Source organism: Qipengyuania gaetbuli (assembly GCF_020524765.1).
Lineage (GTDB): Bacteria > Pseudomonadota > Alphaproteobacteria > Sphingomonadales > Sphingomonadaceae > Qipengyuania > Qipengyuania gaetbuli_A.
Genome location: NZ_JAIVLR010000001.1, coordinates 130,012 through 148,543 on the forward strand (window position 1 = coordinate 130,012; position 18,532 = coordinate 148,543).

The 18,532-nt window shown below is 66.1% G+C and carries 15 protein-coding genes; 2 read left to right on the forward strand and 13 right to left on the reverse strand.

Annotated elements, in window-relative coordinates; genetic code table 11:
- Positions 1 to 2: 2 nt before the first annotated feature.
- The 8 genes from addA to LC083_RS00695 form a co-directional block, all read right to left on the reverse strand.
- Positions 3 to 3,473, reverse strand: a complete 3,471-nt coding sequence (gene addA, locus LC083_RS00660) for a double-strand break repair helicase AddA (RefSeq protein ID WP_226698764.1) — start codon at positions 3,471 to 3,473, stop codon at positions 3 to 5.
- Positions 3,470 to 6,490, reverse strand: coding sequence for a double-strand break repair protein AddB (gene addB / locus LC083_RS00665; protein ID WP_226698765.1), 3,021 nt, complete (start codon positions 6,488 to 6,490; stop codon positions 3,470 to 3,472). The genes addA and addB overlap by 4 nt, the downstream gene beginning before the upstream one ends.
- Positions 6,483 to 7,205 carry a nucleotidyltransferase family protein gene (locus LC083_RS00670; protein WP_226698766.1) on the reverse strand — a complete coding sequence of 241 codons (723 nt, stop codon included), beginning with the start codon at positions 7,203 to 7,205 and terminating at the stop codon, positions 6,483 to 6,485. Before LC083_RS00670 ends, addB begins: the two co-directional genes overlap by 8 nt.
- Positions 7,202 to 8,191, reverse strand: coding sequence for an aminoglycoside phosphotransferase family protein (locus LC083_RS00675; protein ID WP_226698767.1), 990 nt, complete (start codon positions 8,189 to 8,191; stop codon positions 7,202 to 7,204). Before LC083_RS00675 ends, LC083_RS00670 begins: the two co-directional genes overlap by 4 nt.
- Complete coding sequence (tsaE, locus tag LC083_RS00680) at positions 8,188 to 8,640, reverse strand: tRNA (adenosine(37)-N6)-threonylcarbamoyltransferase complex ATPase subunit type 1 TsaE (RefSeq protein WP_226698768.1); 453 nt, start codon at positions 8,638 to 8,640, stop codon at positions 8,188 to 8,190. The genes LC083_RS00675 and tsaE overlap by 4 nt, the downstream gene beginning before the upstream one ends.
- Positions 8,637 to 10,979 carry a PAS domain-containing sensor histidine kinase gene (locus LC083_RS00685; RefSeq protein WP_226698769.1) on the reverse strand — a complete coding sequence of 781 codons (2,343 nt, stop codon included), beginning with the start codon at positions 10,977 to 10,979 and terminating at the stop codon, positions 8,637 to 8,639. Before LC083_RS00685 ends, tsaE begins: the two co-directional genes overlap by 4 nt.
- 89 nt (positions 10,980 to 11,068) lie before the next feature.
- The gene (ahcY, locus tag LC083_RS00690; protein ID WP_226698770.1) at positions 11,069 to 12,478 is read right to left on the reverse strand and encodes an adenosylhomocysteinase; all 1,410 of its coding nucleotides are present in this window, start codon (positions 12,476 to 12,478) and stop codon (positions 11,069 to 11,071) included.
- Positions 12,479 to 12,621: 143 nt separating this feature from the next.
- Positions 12,622 to 13,080: an S-adenosyl-L-homocysteine hydrolase gene (locus LC083_RS00695; protein ID WP_222553078.1), complete on the reverse strand. Its 459-nt coding sequence runs from the start codon at positions 13,078 to 13,080 to the stop codon at positions 12,622 to 12,624.
- A gap of 176 nt (positions 13,081 to 13,256) precedes the next feature.
- Here LC083_RS00695 and LC083_RS00700 point away from each other — a divergent pair, with 176 nt between their 5' ends.
- Both LC083_RS00700 and LC083_RS00705 read left to right on the forward strand, forming a co-directional pair.
- Positions 13,257 to 13,736, forward strand: coding sequence for a peroxiredoxin (locus LC083_RS00700; RefSeq protein WP_222553077.1), 480 nt, complete (start codon positions 13,257 to 13,259; stop codon positions 13,734 to 13,736).
- A 78-nt stretch (positions 13,737 to 13,814) separates the two neighbouring features.
- On the forward strand, positions 13,815 to 14,087 hold the full coding sequence (locus LC083_RS00705; RefSeq protein ID WP_226698771.1) for a hypothetical protein: 273 nt from the start codon (positions 13,815 to 13,817) through the stop codon (positions 14,085 to 14,087).
- A 7-nt stretch (positions 14,088 to 14,094) separates the two neighbouring features.
- On the opposite strand, the gene LC083_RS00710 is transcribed toward LC083_RS00705, so the two are convergent.
- The 5 genes from LC083_RS00710 to LC083_RS00730 all read right to left on the reverse strand — a co-directional run bounded on the left by LC083_RS00710 (position 14,095) and on the right by LC083_RS00730 (position 18,531).
- On the reverse strand, positions 14,095 to 15,012 hold the full coding sequence (locus tag LC083_RS00710; protein ID WP_226698772.1) for an alpha/beta hydrolase: 918 nt from the start codon (positions 15,010 to 15,012) through the stop codon (positions 14,095 to 14,097).
- Between the two features lie 135 nt (positions 15,013 to 15,147).
- Complete coding sequence (locus tag LC083_RS00715) at positions 15,148 to 15,744, reverse strand: hypothetical protein (protein ID WP_226698773.1); 597 nt, start codon at positions 15,742 to 15,744, stop codon at positions 15,148 to 15,150.
- A 143-nt stretch (positions 15,745 to 15,887) separates the two neighbouring features.
- Positions 15,888 to 16,289 carry a hypothetical protein gene (locus LC083_RS00720; protein ID WP_226698774.1) on the reverse strand — a complete coding sequence of 134 codons (402 nt, stop codon included), beginning with the start codon at positions 16,287 to 16,289 and terminating at the stop codon, positions 15,888 to 15,890.
- 74 nt (positions 16,290 to 16,363) lie between these two features.
- On the reverse strand, positions 16,364 to 16,975 hold the full coding sequence (folE, locus tag LC083_RS00725) for a GTP cyclohydrolase I FolE (RefSeq protein WP_226698775.1): 612 nt from the start codon (positions 16,973 to 16,975) through the stop codon (positions 16,364 to 16,366).
- Positions 16,972 to 18,531, reverse strand: a complete 1,560-nt coding sequence (locus LC083_RS00730; RefSeq protein WP_226698776.1) for a phospholipase D-like domain-containing protein — start codon at positions 18,529 to 18,531, stop codon at positions 16,972 to 16,974. Before LC083_RS00730 ends, folE begins: the two co-directional genes overlap by 4 nt.
- Between the last annotated feature and the right edge of the window lies 1 nt (position 18,532).

Sequence of the window (18,532 nt, forward strand, 5' to 3'; positions counted from 1 at the left end):
AATTACTCAAGCGGCGGCAGGGCAAAGCTTTCCTGCCGATCCGGGAAGGCGGCCTTGTAGGGTGCGAGAGCGCTCTCGGGCAAGGCGATGAGTTGCGGGGTCTGGGTATAGAGCACCGCCGCCGAAACGCGCCGCCCGGGATAGATCGCCTCCAGCGCGGCGACATAGGCGGCCATCTGGCGCAGGGTCGTCTCCGGCACCGCTTCGAGCGAGGCAGGAGGGCGGCGCGCGGTCTTGAAATCGACCACCGTGACCGTGTCGTCCGTCACCAGCAGGCGGTCGGCGGTGCCCATGACCACCTGTCCCTGCACGGTCGCGGCGAGCGGGATTTCCGCCAGCGCGCCGGGCGCGAAGATCGGCGCAAAGTCCGGTTCGCGCAGCACGTCGAGTGCGCGGGCGAGCATTTCGGCCCGCTCCGCATCGGGCAGGTCGGGCGCCCGGTTTGCCAGCCACGCGGTTGCCTTAGCCTCGCGCTCGTCCTCCGCCACTTCGGGCAGGCGTTCGAGCAGGGCATGGATCAGCACCCCGCGCCGCGCTGCACCTGCCGCGATCTCGGGCGGCAGAGGCGGGTCGCTGCCCTCGACCTCGCCGAGGCCGGAAGGGGCAAGCGGGCGCGGTGGGCGCGGTTCGGGGCCGACGGGGCGCTGCGCCCAATCGGGCAGTTCCGTGCGCGGCTCCGCCCCGCCAGGGGGCGGCGGCAGCTTGGCATCGCTCAGCGCGCCCCATTCCCAGCGCGCACCCCACAGATCGTCTTCCAGCGCCTCGTCGCCGAACAGCGGCTTCAACCGCGCGTACCAGCTGTCCTCGTGCGGGCCGTTCTTCGCATCGCGCGGACCGAGCGATCCGCCGATGAACAGCGCTTCTTCCGCGCGCGTCATGGCGACGTAGAGCTGGCGCCAGTGCTCCTCCATCGCTTCGGCAGAGGCGATGTCCTCGGCTTCACTCAGCGGTCCGACCTTCTCGTCCTTGCGCAGGCCCGGCAGCGGCACGGGGTGGACGAGATCGGTGCCGAGCGGCCTGTCGGCCAGTTCGAGATCGCCCGCGCCGTCCGGCCCGATGGCGGCGTCGGCGAGGATGACGATGGGCGCCTGCAGGCCCTTCGAGCCGTGCACGGTCATGACGCGGACCTGGTCCCCGCCCTCGCCCGCCTCGCGCTTGATCTCGCCCTCGCCCGCATCGAACCAGCGGATGAAACCCTGCAGGCTCGCCACGTGGCTGGCGGCATAGGCATTCGCAGCGTTGAGCAATTCGTCGATCGGGTCGTTCGCCTCGCGCCCCAGCCGCGCAACCAGCGCGCGCCGACCATCCATCGGGCCGACGAGGATCCAGTGCAGCAATTGCTGCGGGCTGTCGTAATCGGCACGGCGCAGAATCTCGCGCAGATCGGAAACCGTCTGCACCACGCGAGGATGCTTGCCTTCGCGCAAATGCTCCCACAGGCGCACGCCCTTGGGACGGAAACCGTGTTCGAGCAGCTCTTCCTGCGACCAGCCGACCAGCGGCGAGACCAGCAGGTTCGCCAGCGTCAGATCGTCGAGCGGCTGCGCTGCGAAGCGGATCGCGGCCATCAGGTCCTTCACCACCAGCGGATTGCCGAGCCGCAGGCGGTCGACGCCCGCCACCGGCACGCCGTGGCGATAGAGCCGCGCGACGATCAGCGAGGCGAGGTCGCGGCGCTTGCGCACCAGGATCATCACGTCGCCCGGCCCCGCGCGGCGCGGCTTGTCGCCTTTCACCAGCGGGAAGCCGTCGTCCATCCAGCGCTTCACCTGCCGCGCGATACGGTCGGCGAGCTTGCGGTCGTGCTTGCCCAGCCAGCTGTCGTCCGCCTCGCCCTCTTCCATCCCGCTGTCGGCATGGATGGTGTTCCACAGCGCCACGAGGCCGGGGCGGTCCTGCCCCTTGTGCGCTTCCGCCGCGCGGTCGAGGCCGAGCCGTTCGGAGCCGATCGCACCGATCGCTTCATCGACGAAATCGAGGACGTTGTCGGCGGTGCGGAAGCTCTGGCCGAGCCCGTATTCCTGCAAGGTGCGCGCCCGCTGTGCCCCGCGTGCCTCGTCCGCGGCTTCGGCGGCGCGGCGCATCCGTTCGGCGAAGCGGTCCCGCGCCTCGGCGAAATTGCGCGGGCTGGTGCCCTGGAAGCCGAAAATCGCCTGCTTGAAATCGCCCACGGTGAAGATCGTGCGGATACGATCCGACCTTGCGCCCTCGCCCGAGAAAAAATCGTCGGTCAGCGCCTCCACGATCTGCCACTGGGCGCGGTTGGTATCCTGCGCCTCGTCGACGAGGATATGGTCGAAACTGCGGTCGAGCTTGTAGCGGATCCAGTCCGCCACGGCCGCATCGGACAAGAGGTGCGCGGCGCGCTGGATGAGGTCGTCGAAATCGACCAGCCCCTCGCGCGCCTTGGCCTCCTGCCAGCGCAGCGCAAAGGCGCGTCCGGCCTCCAGCTGCGGGGCAAGGAATTCGGCCAGGTCGAGCAAGGCGGAGCGTTCACCGACAAGTCGCACGGCCTCGCCAATGACCTCTTGCTTACGGCCGAAATCGGGATCGTTCTTCTCCGCCCCCTTCATAGAAGTTGGGTTGCCATCCTTCTTCAGGATGCAGTTCCGCTGACGGAAGCCGTCGATTTCGCCAAGGCGTCCCACGGGGTCGAGTGACAGCCAATATTCGATGAAGGCGCGACTTGTTTCAGCTGACACCGTCTTCCAGCCGTCAAATGCGGAAAGCACGGAACGCAGAATATCGACGGGGAAGTTCGCATCTGAGCAAGCTTCCGCCACCCAGCTTTTGTCAGCGTCACACGGCACGCCCAGCACGCGCCGGACCGCGCCGGACAAGTCGCCCTGCCAGCCGGGCAGCTTCCACAGATCGAGGTAGCCTGCGCATTTCATCAGCCAGCCGCGCACCGCATCGGCCCCCTTGCGGCGGCTCATCTCCGCTATCGCTTCCACGAAGCGCGGATCGCCTTTTTCAAGCAAGTCGCCCAGCACCTCGCGGCTGAGGAGGTCGCGCTCGCGATCCTCCATCGGCTGGCTGCCGGGCAGGATTTCAGCCTCTGCCGGGAAGGCTGCGAGCAGGTATTGCGCAAAGGCGTGGATCGTATCGATCCTGAGGCCGCCGCCCGGACAATCGAGCACGCGGGCAAAGAGCGAGCGTGCCCGCGCCCGCGTATCGGGATCGGTCCGCGCGCCTAGGTTGCCCAGCTCTTCGGCCAGCTGCGTGTCTTCCATGCGCACCCAGCGCGCCAGCACCTCGTTCACGCGCACCGCCATTTCGGCTGCGCCCGCCTTGGTGAAGGTCAGGCAGAGGATCTGCGACGGGTCGGCGCCCGGCTCCAGCAGCAGGCGCAGCACGCGCGCGGACAACACCTGCGTCTTGCCGGTGCCTGCGCTGGCGGACAGCCACACGCTTTCCTGCGGGTCGACCGCATCGCGCTGGTGGCCGACCAGGGGATAGACCTTGCCGCTCATGTCTCGTCCTCCTCGACGTCCATGTGCGGCAGCCATTCCTCCAGCCGCATCAGCTGGTCATAGGTGTCGTAGGCCGGATAATCGGGATTGAAGCGCGCGGTGAAGGGATGCTCGCCCTTGATCCAGCGCGTGATGGCATCGGTCAGGTAGGTTTCGGTCTCGGGCAGGAAGTCCTCCGGCTCGATCCCGGTGCGCTTTTCGTCGATCTTGAGCGGGGTCTCGACATAGCCGAAGCCGAAGCGATTGGTATCCGCCTTCGCCTTGGCGAGCGACCAGTATTCGAACGCGCTCGCTTGGCCCTTTACTCCGCCGAAGCCGCTTTCGCCCGCCATCATGCCGAGCAGGCCAAGCTGGAGCGCGAAGCCCTGTTCCACCATCTTGGACGACGGGGGCGATCCGGTCTTGTAGTCGACGATGCCCAGCGTCCCGTCGGCGAAGCGGTCGAGCCGGTCGATCTTGCCGTGGACGCGCACGCCGTCGACATGCATCTCGCCCCACTGTTCCACCGCGACCACCTCGCGCCCGTCGGCATGGGTGATCTTATCCTCTACCCATTCGAGCGCTCGCTGCAGCCGCGGCTGCCACAGTCCGCGCATCAGCGGGTGGACGTTGCGCGCCTCGAACACGCGGTCCATCACCTCGGCAATCGGCACCTTGGGATCGGCTTCGTGCCATTGCTGGAGGATTTCGTGCGCCACCGTGCCCTGCCAGGCGGGCGAAGGTTCGGCATCGAGCGCGTCGAGCTCGGCAAGCTGCATGATCTTGCCCGCGTAGAACTGGTAGGGATCGCCCCGCAGCCGGTCGAGCGCAGTGGCGGAAATGTCGACCAGCCGCTGCTCGGCAGACGGCATGGGCTTGGGGCGCGGATAGGGTGCGGCAGGGTCCGCCCGCGAAATGGCCTTCGCCAGTTCGACCGCGCGCTTTTCCTCGTGGCGGGACAGCTGGTCGCCCAGCAGCGCCTGGACCCTCAGCAGGAAGCGGCTGGGAATGGCAGGCCCGCCTTCGTCCCGCGCCGCGCGGCTCAGCACGACTTCGGGTGCCCCCAGCGTCCCGGCAAGGTCGTGCGCGGATAGGCCGATGCGGAAATCGCTGCCGGGCACACCGAGATTGCGCAGCACCGGCGGAGCGAGAAGTGCATCGACGCTGCCGCGCGCGGGCCACACGCCCTCGTTGAGGCCGGCGCAGATGACGAGATCGGCGCGGTTCATGCGCGCCTCCAGCAGGCCGAGGACCTGTACGCGGGCATGGCCGCCATAGGGCGGGCGGACCGCCACCTGCTCCATCGCGTCGGACAGGAGCGCGGCAACATCACGCGGGGCGACGGCGAAACCGGCCTCGCGGGCATGGAGGCGGAAGTCCTCCACGAAAGAGGCGAGGCTGCGCCCGTCCTCGCGCGCCCACAGCCGTTCGCCGCACAGCGCCTCGGCACTGGCGGCCAGCGTATCGATCAAATCGCCGAGCGGCGCGGCGGCATCGTGATCGCGCGCCACCAGCGGTGCGAGGGCGGCTTCGGCAGTATCCCAGAACTTCGCCACATTGCCGTGCTTTTCCGACAGCTTGGCGGCGGTTTCTCTGACCGGGTCGAGGCCCGCTTCAAGCCGCGGCCCGCGCAACTCGCGTTCCACCCGGCGCAGCTGGCGCAGCCACACGCCGCGTTCCATCCCGCCGCTTGCCAGCGGGTGGCCGAGCAGCGCCATCAGCGGCACCGACATGGCATTTTCCGCCATCACTTCGGCAGCGAGCAGGAAGGCCCGGCCCGCCGCCGTCTGGGAGAGCGGGCGACCCGCGGAATCGTCGGCGAGGATGTCCCAGCGTGCAAGGTGATGCACCACGCGGCGGGCCAGCGCGCGGTCGGGCGTGACGACGGCGACCCGCTTTTCGGGCTGCTCGACCGCCTCGCGCACCAGCAGGGCGATGGCCTGCGCCTCCTCTTCGGGATTGGCGCATTGCATGACCCGCACCCCGGCAAGTCGGCGCTTTTCGGGCGGGAGGTCGACCCAAACCTTGCTTGCCTCGGGCGGCAGGAACAGCGCGCCGATGGCGTGGCTGCGCTCCGGCGGAGCGGCGGTCATGCCCTTGCGGTGCCAGGGCTGCACTTCCTCGCGGCGCACGCCCATGCGGTTGAGCAAGAGCTTGAGGTGGTACTGCGGGTGCGTGACCGCATCGTCTCGGTCGAAGACGATGTCGTCGGGCGTGGGGCGGTTGCCTGCCCTGCCCAGCTCGTCCCACACCTCGCCGCTCATCGTGAGGTCGAAATCGGGCAGGATCACCGCTCCCTGCGGCAGGTCGGCAACCATGCGCAAAAGCCTCGCGAGCGCGGGCGCGGCGCTGGTGACGCCGGCGGCGACGATCGGGGTTTCGGGCGGGTTCGCCTTCCAGCGGGCCGCGGCATGATCGAACAGGCGGTTGCGCCTTGCCGCTGCATCGAGCGCGCCGTTCGCTTCCAACCACGCGAGCCATTTGACCTGCACGCGGGCGAATATCCGCAGCGATTTCTGCCAGTGTTCGGACAGGCTGGGGTGGATGGCGAGCACCTTCTCGTCGAGCAATTGCTCGGGCCCCACGTCCTCCACCAGCAGGCGGTCCATCGTTGCGCCGGTTTCGCGGGCGAGGCGTAGCAGCGTCGCGCCCTTGGGGGCCTCGGCGCCCATTTCCTCCGCAATCAGCGCGGCGAGCGCGAACATGCGCCGCTGCGGGTCGATGGCGGGCTTGATGTCGCTGGTACCGAGCGGGTCGAGCAGCGGGCCCAGTGCCTCGTCGAGGTCGAGATCGCCGACCACGGCCATGCGCGGCATCAGCAGGCCGGGCGTACCGTTCTCACCCGCATGGCGGATGAACGCCTCGGCAATCGTGCGGCGGGCGCGGCTGCTCGGCAGGAGGAGAGTGAGGCGGGCGAGGCCAAGCCCGTCCTCGGCATAGCGCGGGACCAGCCCTGCCACGAGCGCATCGGCGAAACCGCGGTGGGCGGCGATAGAGTAGACCTTCGGCTGGTTTGCGACCCTGCCTTCCTCAGCCACCCGTCAACGCCTCTTCGGTTGGCCTGATGTGCTGCGGCGTGCCGACTTCGTACCATAGGCCGGTGAAGGCGACGCCGAAGAGGCGGCCTTCGGCAATGGCGCGGTCCCACAGGATATTGGTCGAGAACTTGCCGTCGGGCGCATCGCGCAGCAGCCGGTGCGAGACCAGCTGGATGCCGGTGTAGATGAAGGGTGCGATCCGGCCGGGCAGCTTGCGCTTCAGCCGACCTGCGCCGTCCATGTAGAAATCGCCCGTCCCGTCGAAATTATGCGCCCGCGCATGGGTTACGACCAGCAGCAGCGCATCCATGCGTTCGGGGTCCCAGGCATGCGAGAGGTCGCGAAAGGAGTTGCGCGGCCCGTCCAGCCAGATACTGTCGGCATTGCAGGCGAAGAACGGGTCGGGCAGCAGGCCCGCCTTGCTTGCCTTGACCATCCCCCCGCCCGTTTCAAGCAGCTCGGCGCGCTCGTCCGAGAAGGTGACGGAAGGGCTCTTGCGGAACTTGAGATGCGCCTCGATCGATTCCGCGAGGTAGTGGACATTTACCACCGCCTTGGCGATGCCCGCATCCTCGATCCGGTCCATCGCGCGGTCGATCAGCGGCTTTCCGGCAACCCGCACCATCGGCTTGGGCATGGCGGCGGTCAGCGGGCGCATCCGCTTGCCGAGGCCTGCCGCCATCAGCATCACCGTGTCGGAAGCCAGATCGCTCATGCGATTTCGCCCCCCTGCGCATCGCGCAGCGCCTGCGGGATATTGGCCTCGAACCACGCCGCGACAGGGGCAAGCGCCTCGTGCTGCAGGTCGCGTTCCATCGCCTTCCACACGCGCGGGATCATGCGCAGGTAGCGCGGCTTGCCGTCGCGCTTGTAGAGGCGCGTGAAGATGCCGACGATCTTGGCGTTCCGCTGCGCACCGAGGCGGGCGTAGTCGGCCTCGAAATGCTCGTCCGGACCGGCGGCCGCGCGGTAGCGGCACATCATGTCGTGTTCGAGCTGTTCCGACACGTCGCGGCGCGCGTCCTGCAGCAGGCTGACGAGGTCGTAAGCCTTGTGCCCGACCAGCGCGTCCTGGAAATCGATGATGCCCTGCTCCCCGCCCAGCTTGCCGGGTTCGAGCAGCATGATGTTCTCCGCATGATAGTCGCGCAGCACGGTCACGCCCGGCTGCTGGCGCTCGAACAGCGGCGCGAGCGCTTCCTCCCATGCGCGAGTCCAGCCCGCTTCATCGACCGGGAGACCTGCGGCAGGGCAATACCACTCGGTGAACAGGCCCGCCTCGCGCTGGTAGACGGCCATGTCGTAAGGCTCGAACGGGCCGGCCGGCAGGCGGTGCAGCTGCACCAGCGCGTCGATCGCCTGCGCGTAGACGGCCTGTTCGTCCCCCGGATGCTCGTCGATCCATTCCTTCATGCGGGAATCGCCGAAATCCTCGGTCAGGACCCAGCCCTGTTCGGGCAGTTCCGCGTAGATTTCCGGTGCGCGCATGCCATTGGCGGCCAGCCAGTGCGCGACATGGAGGAAAGGCGCGGGATCTTCATGCGGGGGCGGCGCGTGCATCAGCATGGCGCTGCGCCCGCCCATGCGCAGGCGGAAATAGCGGCGGAAGCTGGCGTCCCCGACCAGCGGCGCGATTTCCGCCCCCTGCCATGCGGTGTCGCCAAGAAACTCGTGAATGCCCTGCGGCAGCGTGTGGTTCATGGCATCCGCCCTTGCCAAGCTTCGCCCGCCGCGACAACGGCCCTGCGCCCCTCGCCCACGGTTTCCAGCGTGATTTCGAGGCAGGCCACCTCATGTGCGAAGCCGCCCGCGTGATCGGGCCATTCGGCGATCAGCGCGGCACCTTCGCGGTAATCGTCGAGGCCGATTTCCTCCGCTTCGGAGGGGTCTTCGAGCCGGTAGAAATCGGCATGGACCAGCGGCACGCGAAGGTGCTCGTAGGTCTCGATGATGGTGAAGGTCGGCGACGGCACTTCGCCTGCATGCCCCAGCGCCGCGATGATCGAGCGCGCGAGCGTGGTCTTGCCTGCCCCCAGCCCGCCCGACAGCGCTACCACGTCACCCGGCTGCAGGCGGGCCGCGATGCGTTTGCCGAATTCCTCCATCGCCGGAAGGTCCGGCAGCGGTTCGATGACCGGCGCGCCCGTCACGGCAGCGTGATGACCGCGCTGGTGCCCGCATTGCGGCGGCTCTGGATTTCCAGCGTGCCGCCATGTGCCTCGACCAGTTGGCGTGCGAGCGGGATGCCGAGGCCGTGGCGGCGCTCGATCCCCTTGCCGTCGGGCGCCATGCGGATGCCTTCGAGCGCGCGTGCGAGCTCGTGCTGGCTCATGCCGCGCCCGTTATCGGTGATCGAAATACGGTTGAGCCCGCGCTGCTTGGCCACGTCGATCACGATGCGGCCGCCGGGCGGCGTGTTGCCGATGGCATTGTCGAGCAGCTGGCCGATGGCGCGCTGCAGCTGCTGCTCGTCCGCCTCGACGATCTTGTTGGCATTGCCCTTGAGGTCGAGCGTCAGCCCGCCATCGAGGATCGACTGTTCGCGCTTGCGCACGATCTTCGTCAGCATCGGCAGCAATTCCACCCGCCCCTTGCGCAGCGGCATCAGCCCCGCTTCGGACTGCGAGAGGTCGAGCACGTTTTCCACCTGCTCGGTCAGCTTGCCGACCGACTGGGTGATTGCCGCCACATATTCTTTCGCCTGCGGGGTCAGTTCGCCCGCCAACCCGCTTTCGAGCATTTCGGCAAAGCCGCCGATGGTGGTGAGCGGGGTGCGGAATTCGTAGCTCATGTTGGCGAGGAAGCGCGTCATCACCGCGTCCGCTTCCTCCAGCGCGCGGTTGCGTTCGCGCAGCGCCTCTTCCGCCTGCTGCGAGGCGGTGACATCCATCACGGTGAGGAGGCCATTGCCGTCGGGCAAAGGAACGCCCGCGTAATCGAGCGTGCGCCCGTCGGCGAGTTCGATGCGCCCTTCGCGGTTCTTGCGGTCGAGCGTGGCCGAACGAATGGTCTGGCCGATCTGCGAGACCGCCTTGGGATCGACCAGCTGTCCGGCAATCGCTTCCAGCAGCTCTTCTGCCTGCGGATGGTTGTCGAGCACTTCGCTGTCGAGGCCCCAGGCGCGTGGGAAACCGCGATTCCACAGTTCGAGGTGCCCGTCCGGCGCGAAGACGGCGAGCGCTTCGAACAGGCTGTCGAAGGTCGCCGTGCGGGTGCGCAGCAGCGTGTCGCGGGTGGCGGACAGGTTGAGCTGTTCGGTCCGGTCTTCCGCGATGAGCACCAGCCCGCCATCGGGCAGCGGCTGGGCGACGACGCGCAAATGGGTGCCGTCGGACAGCGGCCAAGCCATTTCCTCCGGCTCGTCCTTCTGGAACCAGCCGACCAGTTCGCCGCGCCATGCGGGAAAATCGCGCACTTCGGGAATGCGCCCGTTCTCGCGCGCGACCATCAGCATCTGCTCGAAAGTGGTGCGTTCGTTGACCACGCCGGGGGGCAGCGAGAAGACGCGGTGGAACGGCTGGTTCGCAAAGGTCATCCTGCGCCGCGCATCAAACTGCGCGACGCCGATCGACAGCTGGTCGAGCATGGACCGCTGCGCTTCGCGGAAAGCGCGGAATTCGCGGGCCTGCTCTTCCATTTCCTCGATATCGACCGCGTATCCGGCGATCCCCTCGCCCATCAGTGGCAGGTCGGTCACGCGGATCGTGCGGCGCGCGTCCTTGATCGTGGCCGACACGATACGCTCGATCGGCTGGCGGCGGTCGGCGGCCTGCTGGGCGACTTCGGCAGCCGTGCGTCCGCCGACAGTTTCGACCAGTTCCACCTGGTCGGTCACGACTTGGTCGGCGCTGGTGCCGCCCACCGCCTCGACATAGGCGCGGTTGACGAGCCGCAGGTGCATGTCTGCGCCGCGGAACCACATCGGCATGGGCGCGGCCTCGATCAGGCCGACCAGCGCGCCGAAATCGTCACGCGCGCGCGCGGCCTCTTCGCCGAGGCGGGCAAGTTCGTCTTCGGTCTCGGTGAAATCGAACACCCAGACCAGTGCCGCGCCGCTGGGCGACACGGCCGGGTCCGCCAGCGCGCCGCGCAGGGCCAGCGTCTTGCCCGAACCCGGCGGGCGCAGCGACATCTTGAACGGCTTGGCGCTCTTCTGCGTGCGGCGCACAAGCGTGGAAAGCTGTTCGATCTGGTCTTCGGCAAGGCCGGTCCCGTCCTCGCGCGCCAGCTCGCTGAGATATTCGGGCACGCGGTCGAGCCCGAGCCAGCGGGCGAAGCGGTCGGGCGCCTCGATCCGGCCGTCGCTGCGCACCATCAGCGGGATGGCGGGGCCTTCCTCGACCATGCGTGCAAGCCGCAGCGCCGCCTTGCGATGCGATTCCGCCGCCTGCGCGCGATTGGTGGCGCGCAGCATCAGCCAGACGGCCGCGCCGGTCCACACGGCAAGCAATACGCCGATCAGGGGAAGGAGTGCGGGCGAGACTTCCATTACCCGCCAGCTATGCGGCCAGCGGCGGGGATGCAATGCCCCGCCGCCCTATTGCCTTGCTTACCCGCCGAAAAACGGGCGTTTTGCGATCAGTAGCGGTAATGTTCCGGCTTGAACGGACCTTCGACCGGCACGCCGATGTAATCCGCCTGCTCCTTGCTGAGCTTGGTCAGCTTGACGCCCAGCTTGTCGAGGTGGAGCGCGGCGACCTTCTCGTCGAGGTGCTTGGGCAGGACATAGACGTCGTTTTCGTAGTCGTCCGTGTTCTTCCACAGCTCGATCTGGGCCAGCACCTGGTTGGTGAAGGAACAGCTCATCACGAAGCTGGGGTGGCCGGTGGCGCAGGCGAGGTTCACCAGGCGGCCCTTGGCCAGCACGATGATTTCCTTGCCGTCGGGGAACTTCACCAGGTCGGTGCCGGGCTTGAGCTCGGTCCACTCGTAATTGTCGAGCGCGCTGATCTGGATCTCGCTGTCGAAGTGGCCGATGTTGCACACGATGCTCATCGGCTTCATCGCCTTCATATGTTCGGCGGTGATGACGTCCTCATTGCCGGTGGTGGTGACGAAGATGTCGGCGCGGGTGACCGCGTCTTCCATCGTCACGACCTCGTAGCCTTCCATCGCCGCCTGCAATGCGCAGATCGGGTCGATTTCCGTCACGAGCACGCGCGCGCCGCCATTGCGGAGCGACTGGGCCGAACCCTTGCCGACATCGCCGTAGCCGGCGACGCAGGCGACCTTGCCCGACAGCATCACGTCGGTCGCGCGGCGGATCGCGTCGACCAGCGATTCGCGGCAGCCGTAAAGGTTGTCGAACTTCGACTTGGTCACGCTGTCGTTCACGTTGATCGCCGGGAACGGCAGCTTGCCCTGCTTGGCAAGGTGGTAGAGGCGGTGGACGCCGGTGGTGGTTTCTTCGGACACGCCCTTGATGGCCTTGACCGTCCTGGTGAGGTAGCCGGGCTTCTTCTTCACGAAGTCCTTGAGCGCGCGCTGCATCTCGATTTCTTCGGCATTAGTCGGGGCCGGCATTTCCTCGCCCGCTTCGATGCGCGCACCCCATAGGGCGAACATGGTGGCATCGCCGCCATCGTCGAGGATCATGTTGGCGGTGCAGTCCGGGTCCTCATCGCTCGACCAGTCGAAGATGCGGCCGACATAGTCCCAGTATTCGGCCAGGCTTTCGCCCTTGATGGCGAAGACCGGAATGTCCTGCGCGGCGATCGCGGCAGCGGCGTGGTCCTGCGTGGAGAAGATGTTGCAGGTCGCCCAGCGCACTTCGGCGCCCAGCGCGGTCAGGGTCTCGATCAGCACGGCGGTCTGGATCGTCATGTGAAGCGAGCCGGTGATGCGCGCGCCCTTCAGCGGCTGCGCTGCGCCATATTCCTCGCGCGTGGCCATCAGGCCCGGCATTTCGGTTTCGGCGATGCGGATTTCCTCCCGCCCGTAATTGGCGAGCGAGATGTCCTTGACGACGTAGTCGGTAAACTGGGCCACGAGCGGTCCTTTGCGTTCGGTGAAATGGAACGTGTACCGCGCATACGAGAAGGGGCGGCACTGTCTGCGCCGCCCCTAGCTTGTGATTTATGGGAGGGCAACAGCGCCCCACTATCGCCCTCCCTCGCGTATCCCGAAAGGCCTCAGCGCCGCGCGTAGCGACCGCCGCCTGCCGGGCGCGGACCCAGCAGTTCGTCGGCGGCCTGCGCCAGCACGGCAGGATCCCTCGACTGCGAGAGGTCGGAGGTGATTTCCTTCAGTTCCGAACAGCCCAGCCAGGGATGGCCCTGTCCGTATTCGTTCGCCATGCCGACGCTCATCTTGTCGAGCGCCCGCTTCGCGCCGCGCGCACCGTGGCGCTTGACGAAGCCCTGCTCCATCCTGCGTGCCGCGCCGTTGAGCGTGTGCAGGTGGTTGGCCGAGAACTTGCGATAATGGTGCTGGAAGTCGTCCGAACCCATCCGGCACCGAAGCGAAGTGACCATCAGCATGATGTCGAGCTTGCGGATCTGCTCGTCGCCCGTCCCGGCGCTCGCAGTAGTAGGCACGCAAAGCAGCGCAGCGGCGGATGCCGCGAGCGCAATATCCCTCAGATTTTTCATAGTCCCTGGTCTCCCTTCGCGAGCGACCCGTTGCCCGCGATGGAAACATGAGTGCAAAATTTTACCGGGAGTTAAAGCCGCGCAGTAAACCCATCTTAACCATCCGACTCCCTTGCATGCACGGCTCGTCGCTCTACATCGTGGGTGTGGATGGGAAGACACAGGAGTTTTATCAAATGACAATCGCTGTTGGCGACAGCCTCCCCGATGTGAAGCTGGTGAAGGCGACGCCCGATGGGCCTCAGCAGGTCCAGTCGAGCGAGTATTTCAAGGGCAAGACCGTGGCGCTGTTTTCGGTGCCCGGCGCGTTCACGCCGACCTGCTCGGCGCGACACCTGCCCGGCTATGTCGACAAGGCCGAGGAACTCAAGGCCAAGGGCGTGGACGAGATCGCCTGCACCGCGGTCAACGACGCTTTCGTCCTCGGCGCTTGGAAGAATGCCAACGAAGCCGGCGACGTGACCATGCTGGCCGACGGCAATGGCGATTTCGCCGAAGCCGTGGGCCTGACCATGGACGGTTCGGGTTTCGGCATGGGCAAGCGCGGCCAGCGCTATTCGATGCTGGTCGAGGACGGCGTGGTGAAGCAGCTCAACGTCGAGGCGCCGGGTGACTTCTCGGTGTCGAGCGCGGAGCACATGCTCGAGCAGATGTAAGCCTGCAATCTGTCCCGATTGCGGACAATCCCGCGCCCCGTCTTGCCTCCGTGCACGGCGGGGCGCAGTCTTTAAGGCATGGGCAAGGACAGGGAAAAGCAAGACACGCCCAAGGAGGTGACATTCGGCATCCTCCTGGGCTGGGAATCCGCTCCTGCGGGAGAGCGCATCGCGCTCAAGCTGCAGAGCACCGACAAGGTCGTGACGAGCGCCTCCGACGTGCACGAATTCCGCTATTTCCTGACCAAGGAACAGGCCGTCCTGCTAGGCAACCACCTCTACACGCTCGCTGGACAGACCGCGCCCACGCGCAAGAAGCGCGGTTTGATCGAAAAGCTGATGGGCGGCTGAGCCCGGCTCAATCTGCCTGAACGGCAGCACCGACCGCTGCCCCGCGCAGGTCCAACCATGCGAGATACTGCTCGATCCACAAGTCGCTGGTCGTGCCCTGCGGGCGCATTCCGAAACCGTGCGATCCGCCGGCATAGAGGTGGAACTCGACGCTCCCGCCACTCTCGTGCCAGTCGCCGGCCAGGTCCAGTATCCCCTCGTGGAAAAGGAAATCGTCGATGGCGATCGCCATGAAGAGATCGGGCCGCGGCTTCATCGCGATGTCCTGTTCGACCGGCGGGTAGATGAGCGCGAGGTTCTGGACGAGCGAGGCCTCCTCTCTCGCCTCGAGCAGCCTGATGGCGGAGTGCGCGCCGGCAGAGAAACCGATTACACCCAGCCGATCCTCTGCCAGGCCCCATTCTTCCGACTTCCCGTGCACGAGGGAAACTGCGGCGGCCAGATCGTCCACCGCCGGCGGATAGTCGAAATCCTCGTCGTTGCTCTGGCCGGACCATTCGGCCAGCAAGCGGGTCATGAAAGCACCGGGGTCGCCGGGCGTGGCGCGGGGGCGATACTTGAGGACGAAGGCGGTGTATCCCTGCGCCGCAAGCCGCTCTCCTACCCAGAAGCCTTCGCTTTCGATCGACACGAAGGAGTAGCCGCCACCGGGCACGATGATGACGGCACGGCCATTGTCGCGGCCGTTCTTCGGAGCGATACGGTAAAGCGAAGGCCGGGTCACGTTGCGCACCCAGACCTGGCCGATCACCCGGTTCCATTGCTCGGTATCCGGCACCGCAGGTCCGGCGGTTTCAAGCGGGATCTCGTCTCCCGGCACTTCCGGGATGACCAGCGCGACCGGCGGGGCAGTGTCGGTCTGGGACGCAGCGGGTGATGCAAGGAAGATCGCCGTCAGCAAGCCAATCAGTGCGTTTTTCGTCATCCGGCCCTCACCCCCTCGTTAGGAAAAGCCAGAAAAGGCGAAGGCAGGGCGTTTGACAAGCACCGGATTGCCGGAAAGATCAGCTGTGCCCGGACGTCCGCCCCGCAGAATGGCGAACGCCCGGGAAACGGGCCATCAGTGATCACCGAAATGGACGATCCCTAGATTGCTGCAGCTGACATTGGGGTTCCACTGGGCATAGAGGCCGGCAGGATTTTCCTCGAACAGCCAGACATGCAGGTCGTAATGCGGCATGAAATTGTGTGCCTCGTCCTGCGGGGTTGCCGGATTGTCCGCCATGTAATTGTACTCGCGCCCCCGATATTTCGGCTTTTCCTTGTGCTCGGCGTGCCAGGCTTCGGCAAAAACGAGCATCTCGATGCCGACCAGTTCGAGTCCGCCGTGCCCATCCGGTGCATAAAGCAGGATCGCGGGCGGATTGGTGCCGGTATAGGTACCCGTGCCGTTCATCTTGCCGTTGATTGGCGCAGTGAATTCCAGAAGGCGCGGATTGACGTAATGGAAGCCCATCCCGCCAAGCGTGGGATGCACCTCGCAACCCGAGCCCCGGACGTAGCCATTCCGCTCGGCGTAAGCGACATCCTTGAAAGGTTCGAGTTGCCTCGCCAGCTCCTGCAGCGCCTGGTCGGGCTGGTCGCGCGGCACGTCTGCCGACACGGCTGTGGCGATCAACACCGGGCCAAGGGCCAGGGTCTTGAGAAATCTCTTCATGAAAGCCTCCTCGCTTTCCCGGCCAAGAGGCGGTCGGGATATGAGGAGTGTCGGTAGGCAAGCCCGCCATGTCCATGAAGGAAGGGTGACGGTTTCCCGATGATTTGCCGATGACCGTTTAGGGACCGGCTTACCTTGGTAGACTAGTCGCCCGCTTTGGTGAAATAGGCCGCGCTCATCGGTTCTTCGGCCAGGCCGCTGCAGCGCGAGCGCCACAGGCGATTGTTGCGGGCGACGGCTTCCTCAGAGTGCTCCATGCGCTTGGCGTCGGCAAAGCGTTCGAGGTCGGCTGCGTGCTGCGCATTGACCGCCTGTTCGAGCCGCGCGCGAGCTTCGGATTCACTGAGACCGCTTGCCATTGCGCTTTGCTGGGCTTGCTTGGTCCAGGCGACGAGACCTTCGCGATCGATCGTGTAACCCAGCTGTTCGCAGGTTTGCACCGAACTGACCGCAACGGCGATCTTCTCGTACTGCTCCGAATAGTCGGCCTGGGCTGCGGTCAGTCCGATCGCAACGAACGGAAGGGCCGAGACTAGAATTCCCATGGCAAGTCCTCTCCTGTTGATGCCCGGAAACCTGCGCCCCCGATACTGTCAGCTGGATGAACGGCTCGATTACCTCAGCCGTAACCCATCAGGCTGAGCACTTCCTTGCGGCTGCGCTGGTCTTCGAGGAAGGTGCCCATCATCCGGCTGGTGATCATGCCCACACCGGGGGTCCGCACGCCGCGCGCGGTCATGCAGCTGTGCGCTGCCTCGATCACCACGGCCACGCCCTGCGGCTGGAGGTGTTCCCAGATGCAGTCGGCCACTTCGGCGGTCAGGCGTTCCTGCACCTGCAGGCGGCGGGCAAAGCCGTGGAGCACGCGGGCGAGCTTGGAAATGCCGACCACGCGATCGTTCGGCAGGTAGGCGATCGCCGCTTTGCCGATGATCGGGGCCATGTGGTGTTCGCAATGCGACTGGAAAGGAATGTCCTTGAGCAGCACGATCTCGTTGTAGCCGCCGACTTCCTCGAACACGCGGCTGAGGTGGTAGCCGGGGTCTTCGCCGTAGCCGAGACAATATTCCTTCCATGCACGGGCGACGCGCGAGGGCGTGTCGACCAGCCCTTCGCGGGTCGGGTCGTCGCCGGTCCATTCGATCAGCGTACGGATCGCTTCCTGAACGTGTTCGGGCACGGGCGGCTTGCCGCGCGGGTCGTCTTCGTCCGGTCCTACAAGACTGCTCATTTGCCCCATTTTCCTCTGATTCTGGTGCGAACCCTCTCGAGCCGCGTTCCCTTGCGGAAAAGACCGCCCTTTGCAAACGGCTCGAACATGTCGTCTGGATCTTCGGGATCCAGCAGGCTGCTGTGCGCAACCTTCTTTTCCGCCTCGGTCAGTTCGGGTGGATGGTAGCGCTTCAGGTTCCGCCCGCCTTCGCTGACGGTGTGATCGATCATGCCGGCCATCGAACCGTAGCGCGCCAGCAGGTCGGGCATTTCGCTTTCCTCGACCCCGCAATGCTCGGCCAGCAGCGAATGGCGGATCGCGCGAATGGCATCGACAGCGTGCTCGTTCCCCTTGCGCGCAGCATCGACGAATACGTCGCATTCGCTGTCCAGCCCCATCGACCGGTTGTTGAGATTGGCCGAGCCGATGCGGAATATCTCGTCGTCGACGATCATCATCTTCGCATGCACATAGATCGGAGTTTCGCCGCTGTAGGGCATCCAGATGCTGAAGCGGTGGTTGTCGTCGACTTCCTCGATGCAGCGTACCAGTTCGGCGCGGGCATGATCCATCGCCTGCTGCTCGAGCCAGCCGTCGGCGTTGGCGGGATGGACGATCACGACCTCGGGCGGGTCGTCCTCCTGCATTCGCGCAAGGATGGCTTCTGCGACCTTGCGCGAGGCGAAGTACTGGCTTTCGGCATAGATGAACTTCTTCGCCCGCTTGACGTGCTGGACGAACAGCGCCTCGATTTCCTTCACCCCGTCCCAGTCGCGATAGGCGGCACGTGTCCGGGCGATGCCGACCTCGACATTCTCGAAGGTCGGCTCCAACTCCTTGGGCCACAGGCTGTCCGTCCGCGCCTTGATCGGCAGCAGAGGCTTGCCGCCGGCGCGCTGCCAACGGTCGAGGCCAAGCTCGCTCAGCGCGTCGGAAATCGGGCCTTCCATCATCATGGTCGCATCGTGCCAGGGCTCGTAGGCCTGGCCGCGCGGCGTCTTGCGATGAGGATTGTCTTCCTCGTGGTCGCGCGTGTCCCAGCGCTTTACCGTCATGTCGATGCCGCCGCACACGGCCAGCCGGTTGTCGAGGATCGCGATCTTCTGGTGGTGGCTGCACCCGGTGGGATGCGCGCTATCGAACTTGAAGTCGATCCGGCGGTGCCGCACCCAGCGCATCAGGTCCCACCACATCGAACCGCGCACGACGAATTTGAAAACGCCGAAGCTCCACTTCAGGATGCGGATCTCAAGGGTGGGGCGATGCCGTACCAGCCAGGAAAAGAACCCGCCCAGCCGCGAGGGATATTCGCGCCGGTAGGGCCTTTGCCACCAGCGGCGCCCGTCGGTGAGGTGAATTCGGGTGTCGAAGTCCCAGCCGATCAGGAAGATGCGGTGCTGCGCATTGAGCATCGCTTCCTGCATGGCGGCGAAGTAATCCGCCGCATCGATGATCACGCGCGCGCGTTCGACCTTCTCATAACACCACACGCCCGGCTCGACGCCATCGTCGAGCCGGGACACGCGTTTCGGGTCGACCGGTTTGTCGGTTTCGTCCCCCACCCCCTTGGCCATC